Below are 22,994 nucleotides of genomic sequence, written 5' to 3'. Positions count from 1 at the left end.
AACAACAAATGGCCCCGCCTGTCACAGGCGGGGCCATTTGCATTTTCGGGTGCTGTCTGGATCAGGTGTTCTCAGCGACGGCAATCAGCGCACGCGCGGCCCGCAGGCCGGGTGCCTCACCACCACGCCCAAGCCGGTCCATCGTGAGGTCCATCGCGATCTGCTGCGCACCCGGTGCGGCCAGCGTGTCGCGCAGGCCGGCACTGATCTTGTCCGCCGTGCAATCCGCGGCAATGTATTCGGGCACCGCACGCGTGTCGGACACCAGGTTGACCAATGTGACCGTGTCGATCCGCACCATGCGCTGCATGATGACCCGCGACAGCCACGCCATGTCATAGGCAATCACCATCGGCGTTCCGGCAGCCGCCAGTTCCAGCGACACCGTGCCGGATGCTGCCAATGCCACGTCAGCCGCACGAAACGCCGCACGTTTCACCGCACCGTCAGGGTCATCCGCAGGATCAATCAAAACCGGCGTCACAGGCCAATGCGCGGTCAGATCCCGCACCAATCCAACAACCGATGCCGCGCAGGGAATGACCACCGACAGATCGGGATGACTGTCATGCAGTTGTCCCAATGCGGCACCGAAACGCGCGGTCAGGCGCGTCACCTCGCCCTTGCGCGATCCGGGCAAGGCCAGCACCAGTGGCCCGGCACCATTGCGATACTGCATGCGAAACGCCTCGGCCTCGGTCTGACTGGCCTGCGGCTGTGCGACGACCGGATGGCCGACGAAATCGCACCCCATGCCGGCTGCGGTCATGTAGGGCGGCTCGAACGGCAAGAGCGCCAGCACATGATCGACATGATGCGCCATACGATCTGCCCGCTTTGGTCGCCACGCCCAGACCGAAGGGGCCACGTAATGCACGGTCGTGATCTCGCTGCCTGCCTTGACCAGCTTGGCGACGCGCAAACAGAAGTCCGGGCTGTCGATCGTCAGCAGGACATCGGGTCGCGTGTCCAGAACCGCCTGCGCGCATTCGGCAATCCGCCGTTTGAGCCCGCGATATTTCGGCAGCACCTCGGCCAGGCCCATCACGCTCAACTCGTCCATCGGGAAACGACTGACCAGACCCTGCGCCTGCATCAAAGGCCCGCCCACACCGTCAAAGCTGACGTCAGGCCGCAGTTGCCGCAGCCCTGCCATCACGGCCCCACCCAGCGCGTCGCCAGACGGCTCTCCTGCGATCACGAAAACCCTCATCGCGTCACCTCGCGCACCCAGAGAAATTTCTGCGCGGCATCCAGCGTGGCGACAACCGCGTCGCGGTCCAAAACCATCACGCCACCGGCCTCGATCACGATACCGTCGAGACCTGCCGCGATCACGCCCCGTGCCGTGCCCGGCCCGATGACCGGCAGATCAACACGCCGATCCTGACCGGGTTTTGGCCCTTTGAACAGAATACCGCCCGCGCCCCGATTGCGTCCGATCAAGGCGTCCGTGCCCTGACGGTCCTCCTCGTCCACGACCCTGCCATCGCGCAGGATGCAGGCTTGCCCGCTGTCGCGCCGTCCCATGTCATGCAGGCAACGGTCCCCCACCAGCGCATCGGCCCGATGGGACGGCCCCGGATGCGTCACGGTCAAAACATCAGCCACAGGCAACAGCCCCGGCACGATGTCATGGGCTGCGACAACCCGCAGCCCGTGGTTTTCAAGAACGGCGATGAATGTCCGCAATGCGCCATCGTCACCTTTGGACAGCGCGCGCAGCATCACCGGCAGCAACCGCACTGTCGGCCAATCGAGTTGCCGCCATGCGATACCGGGACGCTGGATGCCGCCAGCCATACAGACCTGCGTTATCCCACGCGCCCGCAGATCCCGTAAAAATCCCCCGATCCGTTCCAGCCTGAACCACAGATCAACCGTCACACGCGGCTCGGCCCCGTCAAGGGCGCAGATCAAGGGGCGCGCAGGCAGCCTTCCCAACAGCGCCACCGGCAGGTCACCGGCACCCGCGATCAGCGCCAGCGTCATTTCGGGATCAGAAAACTGCGATCCGTATCACCCAGCACGAAATCGACCAGCTGTTTCACATAGGCGCTATCGGTGTCCTGCAAGGCCTCGACCCGCGCATGGAATGTGCCTTCACCGGACTTCAGACTTTCGAACGCCCGGCGCAGCGCAGAGATATCGTCGCGCGGCACGCCACGACGGCGGAGCCCGACCAGGTTCAACCCTTCCAGCCCGGCACGTTCGCCCATGACCAGGCCATGCGGCAACACGTCGTTTGTCACCATCGACAGCGCACCGATGATCGCACCCTGCCCGATCCGGACGAACTGGTGAATCCCCGACAGCCCACCGATGATCACATCGTCTTCGATGATACAGTGACCAGCGATGGCAACAGAATTGACCACCACGATCCGGTCGCCCAGTTGCGCATCATGGGCCACATGACAGCCCGCCATCAGCAGGCAATCGTCGCCGATCCGCGTCACACCCCCGCCACCGGCCGTGCCGGTGTTGATCGTCACACTTTCGCGGATGCGATTGCGTTTACCGATCCGCAGACTGGTTTCCTCGCCCGCGAATTTCAGATCCTGCGGAATTTCACCGATCACGGAAAACGAAAACACGGTGCAATCGTCACCGATATGGGTGTTACCATCCACAACCACGTGGCTCTTGAGCCAGACACCGTCGCCAAGGACGACCTTGGGCCCGACCATGCAGAATGGCCCGATGGTGCAATTTGCGCCGATTACCGCGTGATCGGACACCACCGCAGTCGGATGAATGTCGGCACTCACCCCTTGAGGTCCAGCATGGCCGAGAATTCGCATTCTGCCGCCAGCTCACCGTCGACTTCGGCACGGCCGTGGAATTTCCAGACCTTGCCGCCCGGCTTGCCGCGCGTCGTGGTCACATGCATCAGCATCCGGTCGCCCGGAATGACCTTGCGGCGAAACTTGGCCTTGTCGATCGACATGAAATAGATCAGCAGGTCGCCGTTCACCAAACCCATCGACGCGCCCACCATCACACCGGCCGTCTGCGCCATCGCCTCGATGATGGTCACACCGGGCATGATTGGCGCACCGGGGAAATGCCCCTGAAAATGCGGCTCGTTCATGGTGACATTCTTGATCCCGGTCGCAGTTTCGGTGCCATTGATGTCGATCACGCGGTCAACCAGCAAAAACGGATACCGATGCGGCAGGATCGCCTGAATCAGATGAATGTCAGCGACGGTGATCGGGGTCTGTTGAGTATCGGACATCTGGGCTCCTGCGTGTCTGGGCGGCTTAGGCCACGAGACTGACTAACAACTGGCCTCTTGATCGACAAGTCACTCAGGGATTCAGCGGCACCGCCGGTGACGTATCAAGGGGGGTGTCATCGGTAGATTCTGGCTCGGTCCCGCCAATCAACGGCTGGTCGGCATCGGGCGCCTGCCCTGATTGCATCATCACCGCGTCGATCCGGGCCACGGCCTCGTCCGTGATATCGGACGCCGCCAGTGCGAGAAAGACAGAACGCCGATCCAGAATAAGCGATGCGCCGCGTTCCAGCATCAGCTGCCCGACCACATCCCGCACCGACACAAAGAATTCATCGCGCGCGGCGGACCGCGCGCGTTGCAGCTCGACCTCCTTGGCGTCACGCGCGCGCCGGATGGCCTGCACCTTGGTGTCGAATGCATCTGCCTCGGCGCGGAATGCCTCGGCGGTCATGGTCGGTCTGCGCAGGGTCAGTGACCGTTCTTCGTCGGTCAGGGCCGCCACGATGCGGTCGTTCTCGGCCTTCAACGCCTCGGCATCCGCGTCCAGTGCGGCGCGGATCTGCTGGGCGTATGCGCTGTCGATATACAGCCGGTCGTAGTCGACGATCAGGATCGGCAACGCCTGCGCATCCTGCTGTGCGGCGGCCGGGCCAGCCCACGCCGCAACTGCGACGCACATGGCCAGAACCGCCGCCCGCATCAGAATGCTGTCGAAATCGTCAGGTCAAACGAACGGGTTTCGTCGAATTCCTCGGCCTTGAGCGCGTCGGTAAAGTTGAACCGCAGCGGCCCCAGCGGCGTTGTCCAGAAAATCGCGAAACCGATGGTCGAACGCCCGGTAAAGTCGTTGTAGATCGTCGTCGCATTCGGCTGGCGTCCGATATCCCAGACCGAACCGTAATCGACGAAAACACCCCCCGTGATGCCGTATTCCTCGGGCAGGCCCAGCGGGAATTCCGCCTCGAGCCGGGCCACGGCAAAGCTGTTGCCACCCAGCGCGTCGTTCACGTCATTGGCCGGGTCCAGATCGCGCGGCCCCACACCGTTGGCATCAAACCCGCGCAGGGTATTGCCGTTCAGGAAATAGCGGTCGGTCACACGGCTGAATCCGTCCTGATAGGACAGATGCCCGCCCTCGATCGTGGCCCGCAGCGTGACGTCCTCGTTCAGAACCTTGGTTTCGGCCGCAGCCAGCGCAGATGTCTTGATGAACTGCGTGTCGCCAAATCCGAATTCCTGACCGAAGCGGAACACGAAACCCGTGGTCGGGTCCAGCCCGGTGCGCCGGTTGTCAAAGCTGTAGGCGTAACCCAGCGATTGCGTCGTGACACCGTCCAGTGCGGCCTCTTCCTGGATGATCGAACTGATGCCTGTCGCGTCTTCCAGACCGGTCAGATCGTCATAGCTGAGTGCGACAAAGGTCGTCAGACGCCCGTTTTCGCTGACGGGGAACGTCAGGTTGGGGCTCAGACGGAAATTTTCAGTGTCGTAATCGGCGTTCTGATTATCGGTGACCCGGTAGGACAGATCGATACCTGCACGCAGATCACGGCCCAGGAAATTCGGTTCCGAAAAATTGAAATCGAACACGCGGTTGGAACTGGCGGTGGATACCTGCACGCCCACGGCCTGTCCGCGGCCCAGGAAATTCGCCTCGCGGAAACTGGCAACCAGTCCCACACCCACATCGCTGTTGTAGTTGGCACCGAAGGACAGCGAACCGGTCGGCTGCTCCTCGACGTTCACATCGACGACGACCTGATCCGGGCTGGACCCTTCGCGCGCGTCAACCTCGGCATTCGCGAAAAAGCCAAGGGCGCGGATACGTTCGGCGGCCTGACGGATTTCGCGCGGGTTGAACGGGTCACCCTCGACGACGCGGAACTGGTTGCGCACAACCCGGTCCAGCGTGGTGGAATTGCCTTCGATGTCGATACGTTCGACAAAGATGCGCGGCCCGCGCACCAGCTCGAAATTCACGTCCAGCGACAGGTCGCGGTCGTTGCGCGTAATCCGCGGTTCCACGGCAACGAACGTCAGACCCTGCTGGATTGCAAGCCGTTCAAGACGCGCGATATCGCGGTCGACCTGACCGGGCGAATAGGTCCGCCCGCTGCGCGTGCTGAGTGCGGCCTGGAATGTCGCGACATCCACCTCTGGCAGGGCAGAACTGGCGGACACATTGCCGAACGTGAACTGCTGACCTTCCTGGATGTTGTAGGTGATCAAATAGGCGTCGCGTTCGCGTGTCAGCGCCACATCGACGTTTTGCAGCGTGAAATCGGCGTAACCGCGCGACTGGTAGAAATCGGTCAACACCTGCCGATCGAAGGCGATCCGATCCTCGGAAAATGTATCGCGGCTGATGATCGCGCGCAAAAGACCGGCTTCCTTGGTTTCCAACACGCCACGCAGGCGCCTGTCAGAAAAACTGCGGTTGCCGACAAAGGTAATGCGCTCGACCTCGGTCACACCTGTTTCGCTGACCTCAAAGACCACGTTCACGCGGTTTTCGGACAGGCGGATGATGCGGGGGGTCACGCTTGCGTTGATGCGACCGTTGCGCGCGTAGATCGACGTGATCGTTGCAACGTCACGTTCAACGGTTTCAGGCGAATAGATGCGGCGCGGCTGGCTTTCCAGCAGTGGCAGAAACTCGCCATCGGCCAGACGCCGGTTTCCGTCGATCGCAACCTGGCTGACTGTCGGGAATTCCACCACGTCGATGACCAGCGTATTGCCCTGCGCCCGCACCTCGACGTCATCGAACAGGCCCGACGCACGGATATTCTGGCCTGCATCGTTCAGGGCTGCCGCATCGACCGTTTCGCCGCGCGCAATTCCGCCAAATGTCAGGATGGTGCTGTCGGCCACGCGCTGGTTGCCGTTGATGACAACGTTATTGAACGTAAAGCTCTGTGCAAATGCTGGTGCAGCTGGCAGAACCGCGACCGCAAAAACCAGCGTCGCAGTGCGACACATTCCCATCAGCCCGGACGCACGAACGCCCCCCGTTGTCAAAGTCATGTCAGCGCCTGCTTTTGTCATCCCCAGTTGTAAACGGATTAGCCATTCCCAAGCAGGATGTCAAAAGCAAGACGCGCCCGCAAACCTGCGAGCGCGTCAATATTCGGTAGGTTCGAAGGCTGTTGCTACAACAACGCGACGTAGCCGCCCAAATACAGGGCAAGCATCAGGATAACGGTCATGATCGCGCGGTCCCAGTTCAGGGACACGATGGTGCTGACGCTACGATAACCTTGCTTTATCGTCTGCATGTCAGGGCTCCTTTCACAAGTTGAATGTGAAATACCGCCCAAATGTGGCGAAACTATGCAGCGAGTCTGGCCGATCATGGGCAGAACCAGATGTCGTTGAGAATGGCAAAGATCATGAACGTCAGGATCAGCGCCAGCCCCGCCGCCATCAGCACCCGCAGTGCAGCATCCGTCGGCTTGCGGCGGAAAACCGCCTCATAGGCATGAAACACCAGATGTCCGCCGTCTAGGATCGGAATCGGAAACAGGTTCAGCAGGCCGACAGCCGCCGACAGCGACGCGATGAACAGGATGAAATTCCCTGCACCCTGACTGGCCATCGTGCTGCTGGTTTCCGCAATTCCCACAGGTCCCGAGATGTTGCAGGTCGAAATTGCGCCGGTCACCACATGCCACAGCCCCGACAGCGACACGGTCAGGGTGCGCCACAACTGCTGCACACCGATCCAGAGCGCCTCGAACGGGCCCACTCGGTCTGTGGCGGCGCTAAAGAACAGATCGCCGTTCACACCAATCAACCAGCGCGTCTCGAACCCGCCTTCGGGTAGGGGCAGATCGACGCGCCGGGGGGCAAGTTCTACGTCGATCATGTCACCACGACGCCAAACCTCGAGTGACAGTGCGTCGCCGTCACCGGCCGTCACGATATCAACCAGTTCGCGAAATGCGATGATCGGCTGTCCGTTCACTGACGTGATGACGTCACCGATCCGCAGGCCCGCATCATCGGCCGCAGACCGCGGCGTCACCCCCGATGCGCGCGGCGGCACCGGATAGGGACCGGACACCACGATTTCAGCGCCGTCGCGGACCACCGTATAGTCAACGCTGGCGGCAACGGGAATGGAATCGAACTGCACCCCCTCTTCGTTCAGATCCAGACCACCAACGGCCACCAGCGCGTCACCGGGCTGAATTTCGGTGGCGAATTGCGGCGGCAGGTCGAACACCCGCTTGACCGTCGTCGGATCGGACGGCGTCCCGACCCACATCAGGTAGCCCGCAAAGATCAGGATCGTCAGCGCAAAGTTGAACAACGGCCCCGCCGCAACGGTCGCGGCCCGCGCCCAGAGCGGGGCACCCAGCATCGTGTGGCGCGCATCCCGACCGGGCACCTCCTTGCCGTCGCTGCCGACGGATGCAGCGTTGGCGTCCCCCAGAAACTTGACATAGCCGCCCAGCGGCAGGGCTGCGATCTGCCAGACCGTGCCGCGCTTGTCGGTTCGCGATAACAGCACCGGCCCGAACCCGACCGAAAACACCTCGGCATGGATACCGGACCAGCGCCCGACGATGTAATGGCCGTATTCATGGATCGTCACGATGATCGACAGCGATACGACAAACGCCAAAAGCGTAAACAGGCCACCACCCAGCGAGGGCAGAAGTGTCGTCAGATCCATGATGTCATCCCAGTTTTGCCAATGCCGCGTCGGCGCAGATACGCGACAGGCGATCCGTTTCCATAACCTCTTCTAACGAAATCGGGGCGTTTTGCAGACCCGATTGCGCTGACATTTTGGCGAGCGTTTCCGCCACCGCCACAGGCATGTCCATGAACCCCACCTGCCCAGCGATGAACGCATCAAGCGCCCGCTCCTTTGCCGCGTTGAAAACCGCACCCATCTTGCCGCCCGCGGCCATCACCTCTCGGGCCATGCGCAGCGCGGGCCAACGCACCTCGTCGGCGGCACGGAACGTCAGCGCGCCGACAGCCGTCAGATCCAGCCGCGCAACCGGCAGGTGACTTCGGTCCGGCCAATTGAGCGCATAGCCGATCGCATGGCGCATATCAGGCGGTCCGACATGGGCCATCAATGCGCCATCGTTGAACCCCACCAGTGCATGGACCAGCGATTCAGGGTGCACGATGGCTTCGATCTTGTCCGGCGAGATGCCAAAATACTCTTTGGTTTCAATCAGCTCCAGCGCCTTGTTGAACATGGACGCGCTGTCGATGGTGATGCGCTGCCCCATGTCCCAGTTCGGATGGGCAGAGGCCTGCGCCACGGTCGCGGACTTGAGCTGTTCCAGCGGCCAATCACGGAATGCGCCGCCGGACGCGGTGATGATGACCCGTTCGACCGCATCCATCGGTTCCCCGACCAGCGCCTGAAACACGGCGGAATGTTCACTGTCCACAGGCAGGATACGTGCGCCATACCGCGCAGCCGTCGCCATCAAGAGTGGCCCGGCAGTGACCAGCGATTCCTTGTTGGCCAGGGCCAGCGTGCTGCCCTGTTCAAGGGCGGCCATACCCGGCGGCAGACCAGCCGCACCCACGATCGCGGACATGATCCAGTCGGCGGGCCTGCGTGCGGCATCGGCGATGGCCTGCGCACCGCAGGCAGCCTCGATCCCGGTGCCGGACAGCAGATCCCGGAGTTCGCCATAACAATCGGCACTGTCCACGACCGCAATTTCAGCACGCAAGGCGATGGCATCGGCAGCCAGCTGTCTGGCATTGCAGCCACCTGTCAGGGCAACGACATCAAAATCGTCGGGGCGTCGCTTGATCAGATCAATGGTGCTTTGTCCGATCGACCCCGTGGCACCCAGTATGGTGATCCGCCTCAAAAGTTCACGCCCGGCACGTTGAATGCGCTGGCAATCAGCAGCATGAACAACGATGCCCCCAGCAATGCGTCGAACCGGTCGAACAAACCGCCATGACCCGGGATCAACGTGGAACTGTCCTTGACCCGCATCCGGCGTTTGAACGCGCTTTCCATGATGTCGCCCAACTGGCTGGCGAAACTCAGCACCACGCTCAGCGCCACGATGGTGAAACCCGCATTTGTCAGCATCGCAAAAACAACCCCGACCAGGCCGGCCGCAGCCCAGCCGCCTGCGGTCCCGGACCAGGTTTTCTTGGGGCTGACCTTGGGCCAGAATTTCGGACCACCCACGATCCGGCCCACCAGATAGCCGAACACGTCAGTGGCGACGACGACGCTGACCAGCCACAAGATCCACGTGAAACCATAGTCCGCGCGGAACGTGAGCAACCCCCAGCCCGCCACTTGCACGCCAAAGGCAAAGCAAAAGAAATACAGCCGTTCGTGTTTGACCATATAGGCGCCGACAATTGGCACCACCAGAAACAGCAGCAATATCAACGCACTTTCGTGGGTCAACATGCCCGACAGCACCGACGCGGTCAGCGCCGCAAGGATCATGCCTGGGGTCGGCAGATCGGGCGCGATCATCATCCAGATTTCCCAGATCATCACGGCAACAGCGAAAATCACGAGGATCTGGAACCAGACGCCGCCCAGGACGACAGCCACGGCACCAACCGCGACCATGGCCGCGCTTGACGCCATGCGGACAGTCAGATCATCCCATTTCCCGGGGTTGGTTTGCGGGTCAGATCCAGCCATCTTATGCTGGAACAGCCCCGAACCGGCGTTCGCGCTGGCCGTATCCGGCCAGCACTTCGGAGAACACCTTGCTTGTGAAATCAGGCCAGAGCGTGTCGATGAATTCATATTCCGCATAGGCGGACTGCCACAGCAGGAAATTGCTGATCCGTGCCTCGCCACTGGTCCGGATGACCAGATCCGGGTCCGGCAGGAACCGTGTATCAAGGAAACGCGACAGCGTTTCCGCATCCACATCCTTGTGGGTCAACCGGCCCTGTTCGATCTCGACGGCCAGACGCTGTGCGGCGCGGGTCACCTCGTCACGACCGCCATAGTTCAGGGCGATCGTCAGGTGCACCTTGTCATTATGGGCCGTCAGCAGTTCGAGGTTATCCATCAGGCTGACCAGTTTGTCGTCCAGTTTGATCCGGTCGCCAATGAACCGCACCCGCACACCTTCGGACAGCAGCGCCATCGCCTCGCGTTGGATGTAACGGCGGAACAATGCCATCAGACCTGCAACCTCGGTCTGGGTCCGTTTCCAGTTTTCGGTCGAAAAGGCAAAGATTGTCAGATACTTGACGCCCTCATCGGGGCAGGCCCGCACGATTTCGCGGACACGCCGCGCACCGGCGTGGTGACCGAACAACCGGGGCCTGCCCCGCTGCTGCGCCCATCGCCCGTTTCCGTCCATGATGACCGCGACGTGATGCGGTCCCTGTGGTGTCTGCTCGTCCTGGGGCATGGTGGCCCTTTCTGATTTTAACATGGCGGATCATCTTCCGCCCGGTCACTACGCCCGCGTTGATGCGGTCGCAAACAGCGCTGACCCAGGTTGGCGGATCAACGCCCAACCCGGGCAATTGGCGTCAAACCTGCATGATCTCGGCTTGCTTGGTTTCCAGCGTCTCGTCCACCAGCTTGATATGGCTGTCGGTCAGTTCCTGAACGGCGGCCTCCCAGAATTTCTGGTCATCCTCGGACATGCCGTCCTTTGCCTTCTTGATCTGGTCCATGCCGTCGCGCCGCAGGTTGCGGATGCTGACACGCGCGCTCTCGGCGTAAGAGCCGGCCACCTTGGTCAACTCGCGGCGACGTTCCTCGTTCAGTTCTGGGATCGGCAGCATGATGATCGTGCCGTTCAACTGCGGATTGATGCCCAGCCCGCTTTCGCGGATCGCCTTTTCGACCTTGTTGACCAGACCCTTGTCCCAGACGTTGATCGTGACCATCCGCGGTTCTGGCACGTTCACGGTGCCGACCTGGTTGATCGGCGTCGGGCTGCCATAGGCATCGACCATGATGGGTTCCAGCATCGAACCGGACGCACGCCCGGTCCGCAGGGACGCAAGTTCCACCCGCAGGTTCGCAATCGCGCCGTCCATACGGCGGCCCAGGTCGTCGGTATCAAGTTCGAAATCGTCTGCCATGTCTTGTCGCTCTCTTATCGGAGTATCATCCGGTTTTGCCTGCACTTACGTCAATTTGTGCTGCGTGTATAGATCACCGTTCGGATCGCCTGTGGCCCGTTCGGATCGTTTTGCCTGTCAGTCGTGCACGATGGTATAGGTTCCGTCGCCTGCAAGGATGCCCTTGAACCCGCCGGGTTCATCCAGCGAAAACACGATGATGGGCAGGTGGTTGTCGCGGGCAAGCGCGATCGCACTCGCGTCCATCACACCCAGATGCTGGGCCAGCACCTCGTCGTAGGATACCCTGTCATAGCGCTTGGCGTCGGCGTGTTTGGCGGGGTCCTTGTCATAGACACCATCCACCTTGGTCCCCTTGAAAATGGCCTCGCAGGCCATTTCGTTGGCGCGCAGGGTGGCGGCCGTGTCGGTGGTGAAGTACGGGTTGCCGGTGCCCGCGGCAAAGATGCAGACGCGCTTTTTCTCCAGATGGCGGACGGCGCGACGGCGGATATAGGGCTCTGCCACCTCGTTCATCGTGATGGCGCTGATCACGCGGGTATGGATGCCCAGCTCTTCCAGAGCGGATTGCATCGCCAGCGCATTCATCACCGTGGCCAGCATCCCCATGTAATCGGCCGTGGTGCGTTCCATCCCCTGCGCACTGCCCTGCAACCCGCGAAAGATATTGCCGCCACCGATCACCATGCAGATCTCGACCCCCATCTGGTGCACGGTCTGGACCTCTTTGGCGATCCGCTGGACGGTGGGCGGATGCAGGCCGAACGCCGTATCGCCCATCAGGGCCTCGCCGGAAATCTTGAGCATCACGCGGCTGTAGGTCGTCGCTTTGTCCGGCATTTGGGGCATCCTGTTCGTCGGGGTTTCACTGCCGCGCAAATTGTCGCAAAAAGACCCAAGGTTCAATTGCAGAAAGGCCCGCCGTGGCACCGATCACGATCCACAGCGGCAGGCCCGTCCTGATTGCAGGCCCCACGGCATCCGGCAAATCGGCGCTTGCGTTGCACATTGCACGCACCCAAGGCGGCGTGATCGTCAATGCCGACGCCATGCAGGTCTTTGATGGCTGGCGCATCGTCACCGCCCGCCCGGACGACGCCGATCTGGCGCAGGCGGATCACGCGCTATACGGCCACATTGCATATGATGCGCCCTATTCCGTCGGTCACTGGCTGCGGGATGTTGCCCCTTTGCTGGCAGGACCACGCCCCATCATCGTGGGCGGGACCGGCCTGTATCTGACCGCCCTGACCGAAGGGCTGGCCGACATCCCCCCGACCCCCGATGATGTGCGCGCGGATGCGGACAGCCGTTCACTGTCGGGCCTGCTGGCGGACCTCGAGGCCGCGACGCATGCGCGGATCGATACGGCCAACCGTGCCCGCGTGCAGCGCGCGTGGGAGGTTCAGAAAGCGACCGGCCGCAGCCTGATCGACTGGCAGGATGCAACACCACCGCCGCTTTTGCCGCTTGCGGGTGCAACAGCCATCGTGGTGGACGCGCCAAAGGACTGGCTGACACCGCGGATCGCACGCCGATTTGATGCGATGCTGGAAGCCGGCGCATTGGACGAGGCCCGGGCCATGGCCCCGACATGGGATCCGCGGCATCCTTCGTCCAAGGCCATCGGCGCACCAGAGCTGATCGCCCATGTCACCGGCCAGCTGTCACTGCCCGAGGCCCGGACATCGGCGATCATCGCATCGCGCCAATACGCCAAGCGGCAGCGGACATGGTTTCGCAAACGGATGCGGGACTGGCAGGTCGTCCCCACGCTATCCACAGATCCATCCACAGCTTTACAATTTGTTTCCGATTAAATCTGTTGTTTTTGAACAAACGGGCAGGCACTTTTGTCCAAATCGAACATTGGACCTGCCCATGTCGCATATCGCCAGCCTGATCCCGTCCCAACCGCCTGACAGCGCGCTTGCCTTGCAACCCATAGGCGGCGCGACACAGGCGAACCGCTGGCGCACCGAGGCCATGCGCAGCCATGCCACGCCGCGCCTGCTGTTCATCGCGCGCGGTCAGGGGCGCATCATCATCCAGGGCCTGACCCACGGGTATTTTGCCAACAACCTCATCTATATCCCGGCACGGACCATGTACGGTTTCGAGGCCGGCCCGACCGTATACGGCCATCTGCTGACCCTGCCGCGCGCCATGGCATCCGAATGGCCGTCCGAGGCGGTGCATCTGCGCCTTCGGGACGTCATGGCCCAAAAGGAATTTCTGACCCTCTTTGACGGACTGGAAAGAGAGCTGTCGTCGGACAGGCAGCACGCGCGGCGCGCGGCCCATTACCAGGCCGGGCTGTTGGCCGTGTTCTTTGCCCGGCAGATCGACAATCAGCGCAATACCGGTCCTGACGTGGATCGGCGCAACTCCAGTGCGGCGCGACTGGTCGCGGCCTATACGGACCTGATCGAGCGTCATTTTCCAACAGACAAGGGTATTGCGGATTATGCGGCCTCGCTGGGTGTCACAGCCACGCATCTGACAAGGTGCTGCCGTCAGACCAGCGGTCAATCCGCACTGACGCTGCTGTCGGATCGCAGGCACTACGAGGCATGCCGTATGCTGCGCGACACCCGCGCGCCCATCGCTGATGTGGCGCAGGTCGCGGGCTATGGGTCTGCGGCCTATTTCAGCCGCGTGTTTCAGGCGCGTTCCGGCCAGACCCCCAGTGCATTTCGCAAATCCGTCCCGGACCAGCGTCGCGCGGGACAGCATTAGGTCGCGGGCAAGGGTCGGATTCATGCCTGCACAGTGACAGCCGCGTTGCGCCCCTACAGGCTCTGGGGCATAGCGAACAAGGTACGACAGCCGCAGCCACGATTGGATCGGAGACCATGATCGACCCGACATCGCAGCCCGTCCATCCCGCAGCACTGATGTATGCCCAAGAGGTGCGGTCCGGGCAGATGGATCGACGCGCATTCCTGACCCGGAGCACGGCACTGGGACTGACGGGCACCGCCGCCTACGGCCTGCTGGGCCTGACCGCGCCAGCGCAGGCACAGGCACCGGTGCGGCCGGGCGGCACGTTGCGCATCCAGATGGGCGTGCGCACCCCCCGCGACCCGCGCACCTTTGACTGGACCGAACTTGCCTATTTTACCTCTGGCTGGCTGGAATATCTGGTCGAATACAACAACGACGGGACCTTTGGCCCGATGTTGCTGGACAGCTGGACCGTGAACGCCGACGCGACACGATACAGGCTGAATGTCAGACCCGGCGTGACCTGGAACGATGGCACGGCCTTTACCGCGTCAGATGTCGCGCGGAACATCACAGGATGGTGCGATACCTCGGTCGCGGGCAACTCTATGGCCGCCCGCTTTGGCGTGTTGATCGACGATGCGACCGGTCAGATCAGACCGGATGCGATTGAGTTGATCGACGACCTGACGATCGCACTGCATCTGCCGTCACCCGACATCTCGCTTGTTGCCAGCATGTCCGATTATCCGGCCGCCATCACGCCTGCCGGATTTTCGCCCGAGACAATGCTGGAAAATCCTGTTGGCACCGGACCGTATCTTCCGACCTTCTTCGAGGCCGGCACGCGCGCCGATCTGGTGCGCAACCGCGATCACGTCTGGTGGGGCGATGCCGCTGGCAAGGGTGCCACGCTCGACCAGATCTCATTCATCGATTGCGGTACCGATCCGGCCGCCTGGGCGGCTGCCGCGGTCGCAGACGAGGTCGACATGCTGTTCGAGACCGTCGGCGATTTCGTCGAGGTCATGGATGCGCTGGGTTGGCAAAAATCACAGATCGCGTCAGGGGCCACCATCTGCATCCGCACCAACGCGCAGGCCGAGGTTGATGGCGTGACACCCTACGCCGATGTCCGGGTCAGACGGGCGATTGCGATGGCCGTGGACCCTGCCGTCTGCCTGGAACTGGGCTATGCCGACCGGGGCATTGCCGCGCGCAACATGCATGTCGGCCCCATGCATCCCGAATGGGCCGACATTCCCGCCCTGCCCCATGACCCCGCTGCCGCCTTTGACTTGCTGACCCAGGCCGGGATGGCCGATTTCGACATGGAAATCACCTCGATTGATGACGACTGGCGCAGGAACACCGCCGATGCGGTGGCGGCACAACTGCGGGACGCGGGCTTCAAGGTCAGCCGCCGGATCGTCCCGGGGTCGACCTATTGGGCGAATTGGAACAATTATCCGTTCAGCGCGACGAACTGGAACCACCGGCCACTGGGCATTCAGACACTCGCCCTTGCCTATCGGTCCGGTGCGGCATGGAACGAAAGCGGCTATGCCAATCCCGCCTTCGATGCAGCACTGACCGAGGCAGGCGCCATCGCCGATGCGCAGGCACGCCGCGCGGTCATGGCGCGACTCCAGACCTTGATGCGGGATGATGCCGTGACGCTGCAACCCTACTGGCGCATGCTCTACCGACACGCAAAGCCCGATGTCACCGGCGCAGACATGCATATCGCGTATCTGCCCCAGCTCTACAAACTGGGTCGCAGCATCTGATCCGAATTTTCGCGAAAATTCAGGGACCGCCCGATTTTTCGCGAAAAATCGGCGTATCAGATCACATCTGTCCGATCTGACCCTGTGCTGGACGGGCAGCCGCGGCGATCTCCTCGGACATCTGGCGCAATCGATCGATGTCCGTGCCGATCAGCATCGCATCTGCCGCATGCGCCAGGGCGCGTTGCGATTGCGCGACCGCGGCCGGCCCGAAAACAGGCGGCTGCAAACGGGTCAACGCAAGCAGTGACCGCTGGACCGCGATCTGCACCTCTATCAGCGCGGCCCCGTCCCGCGCGATCGCCTGAAAGGCATCCACCAGCACATCCTCGGCCTTCAATCCCCGCACGAAAAGATGCGAAAGCGTCACTTCGGGATCGGCCGGTGCGTCCCATTGCGACAGGATGCGCGTCATGCGGCGAATGACGTCGATGCCCGTGCCCGGATCGTTCACCGCCGGCGACAGCGCGCGGCTTGCGATTTCGGACATCACGATCAGGCCAAAACGCGGATCCTGATCGAAACTGCGGTCCGCGCTGATCTCGAAGCACGACAGGGCGTCTTGCAGCAGGCCGTCATAGTCGGGACCGACCGGGCCGCCGGCGATATGGGCCAGCGGCATGTCGCGTGTGGCGAAACCGCCTGGCAGCACCGCAAGATAAATCGTTGCCGCGTGTGTCTCGGCCAGTTTGTCCAGGCGGTGCAGATCAATGAACCTGACGTGTCCGATGTCCGTCGCACGCATCGGCACCGCATCATCCGGCACGGTGCCAACCAACGGCCGCCCGCCCAGAAACGGGGCCGCCAGCCGTGCCGCCATCGCATCACCGGCCGCGCGTTCCACCCGAGCCAGTGTATCGCCCAACCGTCCGAAATCCGTCAGATGCCCGATCCACCGGACCAGATTGATAATGATCAGAGACAGCACCAGCAATGTCGCCCCGAACAGGATCACGCGACCGCCCTCGCCGTAAAGGCCGATCTGCAAACTGATGATACCCACAAGGCTGAAGATGAACGCGCCGATGAAACTGGCCAGAACCTGTTGCGCCGTCTGGTCCGTCTTGAGCAACAAGAAAGCGCGCGGCGTGGCCGTGCTGGACGCCGTGTTGAAGGCAGACAGCATGATGGACAACGAAAAGGTCGTCACCGCCAGCATCGAAGAGGCCATGATATTCAGGATCGCATCGATCGATTCCGCGCCGATCTGAAACGCCAGCGACGATGGGATCACGTCGGCCAGCATCGACCCCATCGCAGCCGCGATCACGCCCAGCAGGCCGTAGGCACCGATCGGCACCCAAATCCGCTCGAACAGCCGCTTCAACCGGAATTTCAATGATGACATGCAGCACCCCTTTCATGCACGCGGCGACGACAGGGGCAAATCCGCGTCAACTTCCCCAGATGCGCGCCACGTAGTTCTGTGTTTCGCGGTAGGGTGGGATGCCACGGAATTTTGCAACGGCGCCGGGACCAGCGTTATACGCCGCCAGCGCGTGTGGCCAGTTCCCAAACGTGACATATTGCTGTTTGAGGTATCGTGCCCCGCCTTCAAGGTTCTCGGCCGGATCGTGCGGATCAACCCGCAACATACGCGCGGTATCCGGCATCAACTGCGCAAGACCGATGGCACCCTTGTGCGAAATCGCACCCGCATTCCAGTTCGATTCCTGCTGAACCAGCCGCGCAAACAGATCCTCGGGGATGCCGTGGCGGCGCGCGGCAGCACGCGCAAGCGCGAGATAAGGCCCCTCATAACGCCCCGCATAACGCGGTGTCGGCGGTGTCAGACTTGGCACTTCCACGCGCGGTGGCTGCAAGCGGATCGAATTGTTGTATTGCTGCGAGGCCCGATTATCGAGCACTGACAACTGGTTCTGGAACAATTGCATCCGGTTCGACGTCGAAACGCTTTGCGCGGATGCAACGGTTGCCGTCACAGCCAAACAGACTGAAATCGCAAGACTGGCTCTGATCATCGACGCCCCCAGGATACGCGTGAGTACTCAGTCTATCCGATTCGACGGCCCTGACCACCCCAATGGTCTTCAGCGCCTGTTAACCTTGGGCCGCAAATCTGTCACAACGACACGAACATCAGAATCGCAGGGGGACTTCATGGCGGGTTCAGTGAACAAGGTCATCATCATCGGCAACCTGGGGCGCGACCCCGAGGTGCGCACGTTCCAGAACGGTGGCAAGGTCTGCAACCTGCGGATCGCCACCTCTGAAACCTGGAAGGACCGCAATTCGGGCGAACGCAAGGAACGCACCGAATGGCACAGCGTCGCGATTTTCAGCGAACCCCTGGCCAAGGTGGCAGAACAATATCTGCGCAAGGGGTCCAAGGTCTATATCGAAGGCCAGCTGGAAACCCGCAAATGGCAGGACCAGTCCGGCCAGGACCGCTACAGCACCGAAGTCGTGTTGCGCCCCTACAATTCGACGCTGACGATGCTTGACGGTCGTGGAGACAACGCCGGCGGCGGCGGTGGCTACGGTGGCGATTCCGGCGGTGGCTATGGCGGCGACAGCGGCGGCGGCTACGGTGGCGACAGCGGCGGCGGTTATGGCGGCGGCAGCTCTGGTGGGGGCTACGGCGGTGGCGGCAATGGCGGCGGCGGCGGTGGCGGCGGTGGCCGCGACATGGACGACGAAATCCCGTTCTGATCCAACAAACGCCGCCCCACGGGGCGGCGTTTTCCGTTCCGCCTTAGAACGAATCCGCCAGCACCGACAGCACCGCATCGCGTGGCACATCGGACGTGACGAACGCCTGGCCGATACCGCGTGCCAGCACGAACCGAAGCACACCGGCCTGCACCTTCTTGTCCTGTCCCATGAGGGAGAGCAGCGCCGCGGGGTCGGGCAGATCGCCGGGAATGTCGCGGATGTCCTTTTTCATGCCAAGCGCGGCCAGATGGGCGCGGACACGACTGGGGTCCTCTTGTGGGCACAGACCCAGCCTTTGCGACAGCTCGAACGCCAGTGCACAGCCGATCGCCACGCCCTCGCCATGCAGCAGACGGTCCGAATACCCCGTCGCCGCCTCTAGCGCGTGACAGAACGTATGACCCAGGTTCAACAGCGCGCGGTCACCCTGTTCGGTTTCGTCGCGCAACACGATTTCGGCCTTCATCTGAACGGACCGCGTGACGGCGCGCACCCGCGCGTCCACATCACCTGCGGCCATCGCAGCGGCGTTCGCCTCCAGCCAGTCAAAGAATGCGGCATCCCCCAGCAGGCCGTATTTCACGACCTCGCCGTAGCCCGCCAAAAAATCCCGGGCGGGCAGCGTTGCCAGCAGGTCCGTATCAGCCAACACGAGGCTGGGTTGATGAAACGCACCGACCAGATTCTTGCCTTGCGGTGCGTTGATCCCTGTCTTGCCCCCGACCGAGCTGTCGACCTGCGCCAAGAGGCTGGTCGGCACCTGTACGAAACGAACACCACGCCGCAGGATCGCGGCGGCAAAGCCGCCCAGATCCCCGATCACGCCACCGCCAAGTGCCACGATCACATCGCCGCGTTCGACCTTTTGATCCAGCAGCCATTCGACGCTGCGCGACAGCTGCGCCCAGCATTTGGTCGCCTCGCCGGGCGGCAGGGCCAAGGCCTCTGACGTGAGCCCCGCGTCAGTCAGCGCCGCCTGCAAACTGTTCAAATGCAGTCCGGCCACGGTTTCATCCGTCAAAATGGCGACATGGCGACGCCCACCCAGTGCTGCAATGCGCGCACCGGCATCCGCAAGCAACCCCGGACCGATCACCACGTCATAGGCACGCCCCGGCAGATCCACGGTGACGGTTTCGGTCATCGGCGGACCTCCAAGATGTCGGGGCGTGTGGCCAGCAAATCGATCACGGCACTTGTGGTGTCTTCGATTGTCGACCGGGCCTGCACGTCCAGTTTCAATTCAGCCTGCGCATAGACCGGATTGCGGTCGGCAAAGAGCTGCGCAAGCGTGCCATAGGGATCGGCTGTCCGCAGCAGCGGCCGCGTATCCTTGTTTCTGACCCGGTCCCACAGCACGCTTAGCGGTGCATTCAACCAGACCGCGATGCCGTGTTCGTGGATCACGTCACGGTTCCGTTCTGCCAGATAGGCGCCGCCCCCGGTGGACAGGATCGCGGGACGGTCCGTCATCAACCGCGCGATGACCTCTGATTCACGGCGGCGAAAAAACGCCTCGCCGTCACGTTCAAAGATTTCGGCGATCGTGGCAGCGGCGGCCGTCTCGATCTCGGCATCGCTGTCGGTGAACGGCACCCCCAGTCGCGCCGCCAATGCGCGGCCGATCGCCGTCTTGCCCGACCCCATCATGCCCACCATCACCACGGTGCGATGCAGGATCAGGGATTCAGAGCCGGTGGTGCGTGTCTCGGACCCCACTGGTCACCCATTTGTCTTGCGCGGCAGGCTATCTGCCGCCAGTTTCAGATTTCCTGCCTTGAATGGCGTGATCTTGCCAAAAAGGCCATATATAAACATCTCAAATCCGCGGCGACCAATCGTCCGGCGACAAATCGGCAGGGGCCCAGACAGATGTGGCGATTGATGAAATTCTTGTTTTTCCTGATCCTGGTCGCAGGGCTTGCGTTGATCGCATACGCCTATGCGGGACCGCTGCTGTTTCCCGACGATTTTGCAGCACCCAGCACGCAGATCACGCAACCCGTGACGTTGGAAACCGATTGAACAGGCATGCAGCCATAGCGGCGTTGGTGCTGCTGCCTGCAACAGGCCTGTCGCAAACAGCGAACGAACCCTTGTCCGCAATCGACTGGCTGTCGCAATCGGTGGCGATCACGGCACCGGTGCCGCCGGTGCGACGCGATGAACCATCCGTGGCCAGCAGAATCGATGTCCCCCAGGTCACCGTCACCCCCCTAGGGGCATCTGGTTTCGGCGCTGTGGGCATCCTCGCCCCGCGCATCAGCGGCCTGCCCGCAGACCTGTGGCAGGCCAGCACGGGTGACGACGTGACAACCCTGATCAATGCACAGGCGTCGCCCGGTCTGCCTGCGCTGCACGGCCTGTTGTCCGCCCTGTTGCTCACCCGCGCAGAGGCACCCGCCGGCGCGGAACTGCCTGTCCTGATCGCGCGGATCGACAAATTGCTGGATCTGGCGTTGCTGCCGCAGGCGCAGGCGCTGATCGACACCTTGGACGCCACCCGTGACCCGGCCCTGTTCCGGCGTTGGTTCGACGTCGCACTGCTGACCGGATCCGAGGATGACGCCTGCCGCGCCATGCAGGCCAGCCCATCGCTCGCCCCCACGGTATCGGCGCGGGTGTTTTGTCTGGCGCGCGCGGGCGATTGGTCAGCCGCGGCCCTGACCGTCAACACCAACGCAGCCCTGGGCGATCTGGATGCAGACGAAGAATTGCTGTTGTCGCGCTTTCTGGACCCGGAATTGTTCGAAGCCAAAGGACCGATGGCGGCCCCGGACCGTATCAGCCCGCTTGTGTTCCGCCTGCGCGGTGCCATCGGAGAAGGACTGGCGACGGCCCGCCTGCCGCTGGCCTTTGCCTATGCAGACCTTGGCGACACGGTCGGCCTCAAGAGCCGTCTGGACGCAGCCGAACGGCTGGCCATGCACAATGCCCTGCCGGCCGCCAGCCTGTCCGACCTGTATCTGGCGCGCACGCCCTCGGCGTCGGGCGGCGTCTGGGACCGCGTCGACGCCTTTCAGGAATTTCACGCGGCTACCCGTATTGCCGATGCATCAGCAATGGCCGCGACCCTGCCCGCTGCCTGGGACGCCATGCAGGCCATCCGCGCAGAGACCCTCTTTGCCACGCTCTATGCCGACGATCTGGACGGTCTCGACGATCCAGAGGTGTTCGACATCGTCCGCAAGATCCGGCATCTGGCCGGTCAACCAGCCCCCGGCGGCAGCGCATTGGTGCAGGCGCTGCTGTCGGGCGATCCGGCGGATGTGCCGACGCGCACCACTGTCGAGGCTGCGATCAGTGCAGGTTTTGACGGCGCGCCACCCTCCGCGCAGCTGGATGCACTGCTTCAGGATGGCCGCACCGGAGAGGCGTTGCTGCGCGCCATTGCGATCTTTGACGCCGGTGCGGCAGGCGATGGCCCTGCGATCACCGATGCGCTGCGTGTGCTGCGCGCCGCGGGACAGGACCGGGTGGCACGTCAGGCCGCGATCGAATTGCTGCTGCTGGACCGCCGCACATGACGGCGCAGCCCATGACGCGCTGGGTGCAGACCTTTGTCGCGGCACAGGCGGCGGAACTGGACGCGGCACAGAATACGCAACTGGCCTACGCCCGCGATCTGGCCGATTTCGCGGATTGGCTGGCCGACAAGGGACTGCATTTCGACACCGCGACACAGGACCACGTCGAAAGCTATCTGATCGACTGCGACGCGCAGGGCCTTGCCCGCGCGACCCGCGCCCGCAGGCTGTCGGCGATCCGGCAACTTTATCGTTTTGCTTTCGAAGAAGGCTGGCGCGCCGACAACCCGGCGATCCGGATCAAGGGGCCGGGCAAGTCCAGAACCCTGCCCAAGACGCTGACCGTCGAAGAGGTCGGCAGGCTGTTGCAGGCGGCCCGTGACACCGCCCCCGACGCGACACGCAACACCTGCCTGATGGAATTGCTCTATGCGACGGGGATGCGCGTGACGGAATTGGTCAGCCTGCCCGTCAGCGCCGCACGCGGCGACCCGCGCATGCTGCTGGTGCTGGGCAAGGGTGGCAAGGAACGGCTGGTCCCGCTGTCGCCCCCTGCCCGCATGGCCGTGCGCGACTGGTTGCAGGTCTGGGACGCCGAACAGGACGCGCGCCGCGCACAGGGCAAGCCGGTGTCGAAATTCCTCTTTCCGGCCCGTGGCAAGGCCGGGCACATGACCCGCCAGCGGTTTTTCACATTAATCAAGGAGCTGGCGGCAGCCGCCGGTCTGGCCCATACGGATGTGACACCGCACACCATGCGTCATGCCTTTGCTACCCATCTGCTGGCGGGCGGTGCCGATCTGCGTGCGATCCAGATCATGCTGGGTCACGCCGATGTCGCCACGACCGAAATCTACACCCACGTCCTGGACGAAGCGCTGTCTGAACTGGTGCTCAATCACCACCCCTTGGCACAAGCGGCCAAAACCACTTGAAGCGACTGTGCCAGACCCCATA

Annotated in this window: 24 protein-coding genes; 7 read left to right on the top strand and 17 right to left on the bottom strand. The window is 62.7% G+C overall.

Going from position 1 to position 22,994, the window contains the following annotated elements; all coding sequences use genetic code 11:
- Window positions 1–61 precede the first annotated feature (61 nt).
- The 13 genes from lpxB to pyrH all read right to left on the bottom strand — a co-directional run bounded on the left by lpxB (window position 62) and on the right by pyrH (window position 12,157).
- Window positions 62–1,213, bottom strand: coding sequence for a lipid-A-disaccharide synthase (gene lpxB, locus AN189_RS04205; RefSeq protein ID WP_056031501.1), 1,152 nt, complete (start codon window positions 1,211–1,213; stop codon window positions 62–64).
- Window positions 1,210–1,992, bottom strand: coding sequence for an LpxI family protein (locus AN189_RS04200; protein WP_056031498.1), 783 nt, complete (start codon window positions 1,990–1,992; stop codon window positions 1,210–1,212). The genes lpxB and AN189_RS04200 overlap by 4 nt, the downstream gene beginning before the upstream one ends.
- Window positions 1,989–2,771 (bottom strand): acyl-ACP--UDP-N-acetylglucosamine O-acyltransferase, encoded by a 783-nt coding sequence (gene lpxA / locus AN189_RS04195; protein WP_253279546.1) that lies wholly within the window; start codon window positions 2,769–2,771, stop codon window positions 1,989–1,991. The genes AN189_RS04200 and lpxA overlap by 4 nt, the downstream gene beginning before the upstream one ends.
- Complete coding sequence (gene fabZ, locus AN189_RS04190) at window positions 2,768–3,241, bottom strand: 3-hydroxyacyl-ACP dehydratase FabZ (protein ID WP_056031492.1); 474 nt, start codon at window positions 3,239–3,241, stop codon at window positions 2,768–2,770. Before fabZ ends, lpxA begins: the two co-directional genes overlap by 4 nt.
- 73 nt (window positions 3,242–3,314) lie before the next feature.
- Complete coding sequence (locus AN189_RS04185) at window positions 3,315–3,923, bottom strand: OmpH family outer membrane protein (RefSeq protein WP_083484258.1); 609 nt, start codon at window positions 3,921–3,923, stop codon at window positions 3,315–3,317.
- A gap of 20 nt (window positions 3,924–3,943) precedes the next feature.
- Window positions 3,944–6,226 (bottom strand): outer membrane protein assembly factor BamA, encoded by a 2,283-nt coding sequence (bamA, locus tag AN189_RS04180; protein ID WP_253279555.1) that lies wholly within the window; start codon window positions 6,224–6,226, stop codon window positions 3,944–3,946.
- A gap of 170 nt (window positions 6,227–6,396) precedes the next feature.
- Window positions 6,397–6,522 (bottom strand): hypothetical protein, encoded by a 126-nt coding sequence (locus AN189_RS19675; protein ID WP_301281435.1) that lies wholly within the window; start codon window positions 6,520–6,522, stop codon window positions 6,397–6,399.
- Between the two features lie 74 nt (window positions 6,523–6,596).
- The gene (gene rseP / locus AN189_RS04175) at window positions 6,597–7,925 is read right to left on the bottom strand and encodes an RIP metalloprotease RseP (RefSeq protein WP_056031489.1); all 1,329 of its coding nucleotides are present in this window, start codon (window positions 7,923–7,925) and stop codon (window positions 6,597–6,599) included.
- Between the two features lie 4 nt (window positions 7,926–7,929).
- Window positions 7,930–9,099: a 1-deoxy-D-xylulose-5-phosphate reductoisomerase gene (gene dxr / locus AN189_RS04170; protein WP_056031486.1), complete on the bottom strand. Its 1,170-nt coding sequence runs from the start codon at window positions 9,097–9,099 to the stop codon at window positions 7,930–7,932.
- Complete coding sequence (locus AN189_RS04165; RefSeq protein ID WP_056031483.1) at window positions 9,096–9,905, bottom strand: phosphatidate cytidylyltransferase; 810 nt, start codon at window positions 9,903–9,905, stop codon at window positions 9,096–9,098. Before AN189_RS04165 ends, dxr begins: the two co-directional genes overlap by 4 nt.
- Window position 9,906: 1 nt before the next feature.
- The gene (gene uppS, locus AN189_RS04160; RefSeq protein WP_056031480.1) at window positions 9,907–10,632 is read right to left on the bottom strand and encodes a polyprenyl diphosphate synthase; all 726 of its coding nucleotides are present in this window, start codon (window positions 10,630–10,632) and stop codon (window positions 9,907–9,909) included.
- 124 nt (window positions 10,633–10,756) lie between these two features.
- Window positions 10,757–11,317, bottom strand: coding sequence for a ribosome recycling factor (gene frr / locus AN189_RS04155; RefSeq protein ID WP_056031477.1), 561 nt, complete (start codon window positions 11,315–11,317; stop codon window positions 10,757–10,759).
- Window positions 11,318–11,434: 117 nt separating this feature from the next.
- Window positions 11,435–12,157 (bottom strand): UMP kinase, encoded by a 723-nt coding sequence (gene pyrH / locus AN189_RS04150; RefSeq protein WP_056032126.1) that lies wholly within the window; start codon window positions 12,155–12,157, stop codon window positions 11,435–11,437.
- Window positions 12,158–12,240: 83 nt separating this feature from the next.
- On the opposite strand from pyrH, the gene miaA reads away from it, so the two are divergent.
- The 3 genes from miaA to AN189_RS04135 all read left to right on the top strand — a co-directional run bounded on the left by miaA (window position 12,241) and on the right by AN189_RS04135 (window position 15,834).
- Window positions 12,241–13,137: a tRNA (adenosine(37)-N6)-dimethylallyltransferase MiaA gene (gene miaA, locus AN189_RS04145; protein WP_172794853.1), complete on the top strand. Its 897-nt coding sequence runs from the start codon at window positions 12,241–12,243 to the stop codon at window positions 13,135–13,137.
- Between the two features lie 61 nt (window positions 13,138–13,198).
- Complete coding sequence (locus AN189_RS04140; protein ID WP_056031470.1) at window positions 13,199–14,056, top strand: AraC family transcriptional regulator; 858 nt, start codon at window positions 13,199–13,201, stop codon at window positions 14,054–14,056.
- A gap of 116 nt (window positions 14,057–14,172) precedes the next feature.
- Window positions 14,173–15,834: an ABC transporter substrate-binding protein gene (locus tag AN189_RS04135; protein WP_056031467.1), complete on the top strand. Its 1,662-nt coding sequence runs from the start codon at window positions 14,173–14,175 to the stop codon at window positions 15,832–15,834.
- A gap of 61 nt (window positions 15,835–15,895) precedes the next feature.
- Here AN189_RS04135 and AN189_RS04130 read toward each other — a convergent pair whose 3' ends face one another.
- Window positions 15,896–17,182: a DUF2254 domain-containing protein gene (locus AN189_RS04130; protein ID WP_083484242.1), complete on the bottom strand. Its 1,287-nt coding sequence runs from the start codon at window positions 17,180–17,182 to the stop codon at window positions 15,896–15,898.
- A 46-nt stretch (window positions 17,183–17,228) separates the two neighbouring features.
- Window positions 17,229–17,816: a lytic transglycosylase domain-containing protein gene (locus AN189_RS04125; protein ID WP_056031461.1), complete on the bottom strand. Its 588-nt coding sequence runs from the start codon at window positions 17,814–17,816 to the stop codon at window positions 17,229–17,231.
- A gap of 139 nt (window positions 17,817–17,955) precedes the next feature.
- On the opposite strand from AN189_RS04125, the gene ssb reads away from it, so the two are divergent.
- Window positions 17,956–18,507, top strand: coding sequence for a single-stranded DNA-binding protein (gene ssb / locus AN189_RS04120; protein ID WP_056031458.1), 552 nt, complete (start codon window positions 17,956–17,958; stop codon window positions 18,505–18,507).
- A gap of 43 nt (window positions 18,508–18,550) precedes the next feature.
- Here ssb and aroB read toward each other — a convergent pair whose 3' ends face one another.
- Both aroB and AN189_RS04110 read right to left on the bottom strand, forming a co-directional pair.
- Window positions 18,551–19,654, bottom strand: a complete 1,104-nt coding sequence (gene aroB, locus AN189_RS04115) for a 3-dehydroquinate synthase (protein ID WP_056031455.1) — start codon at window positions 19,652–19,654, stop codon at window positions 18,551–18,553.
- Window positions 19,651–20,229 carry a shikimate kinase gene (locus AN189_RS04110; RefSeq protein ID WP_056031452.1) on the bottom strand — a complete coding sequence of 193 codons (579 nt, stop codon included), beginning with the start codon at window positions 20,227–20,229 and terminating at the stop codon, window positions 19,651–19,653. Before AN189_RS04110 ends, aroB begins: the two co-directional genes overlap by 4 nt.
- Window positions 20,230–20,394: 165 nt before the next feature.
- Between AN189_RS04110 and AN189_RS19330 the strand changes: the two genes are divergently transcribed.
- The 3 genes from AN189_RS19330 to AN189_RS04100 are packed head-to-tail and all read left to right on the top strand — an operon-like array spanning window position 20,395 to window position 22,972.
- Entirely contained in the window at window positions 20,395–20,535 is a 141-nt protein-coding gene (locus tag AN189_RS19330) for a hypothetical protein (protein WP_172794847.1), read from the top strand.
- A 26-nt stretch (window positions 20,536–20,561) separates the two neighbouring features.
- Entirely contained in the window at window positions 20,562–22,037 is a 1,476-nt protein-coding gene (locus tag AN189_RS04105; RefSeq protein ID WP_253279545.1) for a hypothetical protein, read from the top strand.
- A gap of 11 nt (window positions 22,038–22,048) precedes the next feature.
- Window positions 22,049–22,972, top strand: a complete 924-nt coding sequence (locus AN189_RS04100; RefSeq protein WP_253279544.1) for a site-specific tyrosine recombinase XerD — start codon at window positions 22,049–22,051, stop codon at window positions 22,970–22,972.
- Window positions 22,973–22,994 lie beyond the last annotated feature (22 nt).

The organism is Loktanella sp. 3ANDIMAR09 (genome assembly GCF_001420005.1).
Lineage (GTDB): Bacteria > Pseudomonadota > Alphaproteobacteria > Rhodobacterales > Rhodobacteraceae > Loktanella.
This window is presented reverse-complemented; position numbering and strand designations above follow the sequence as displayed.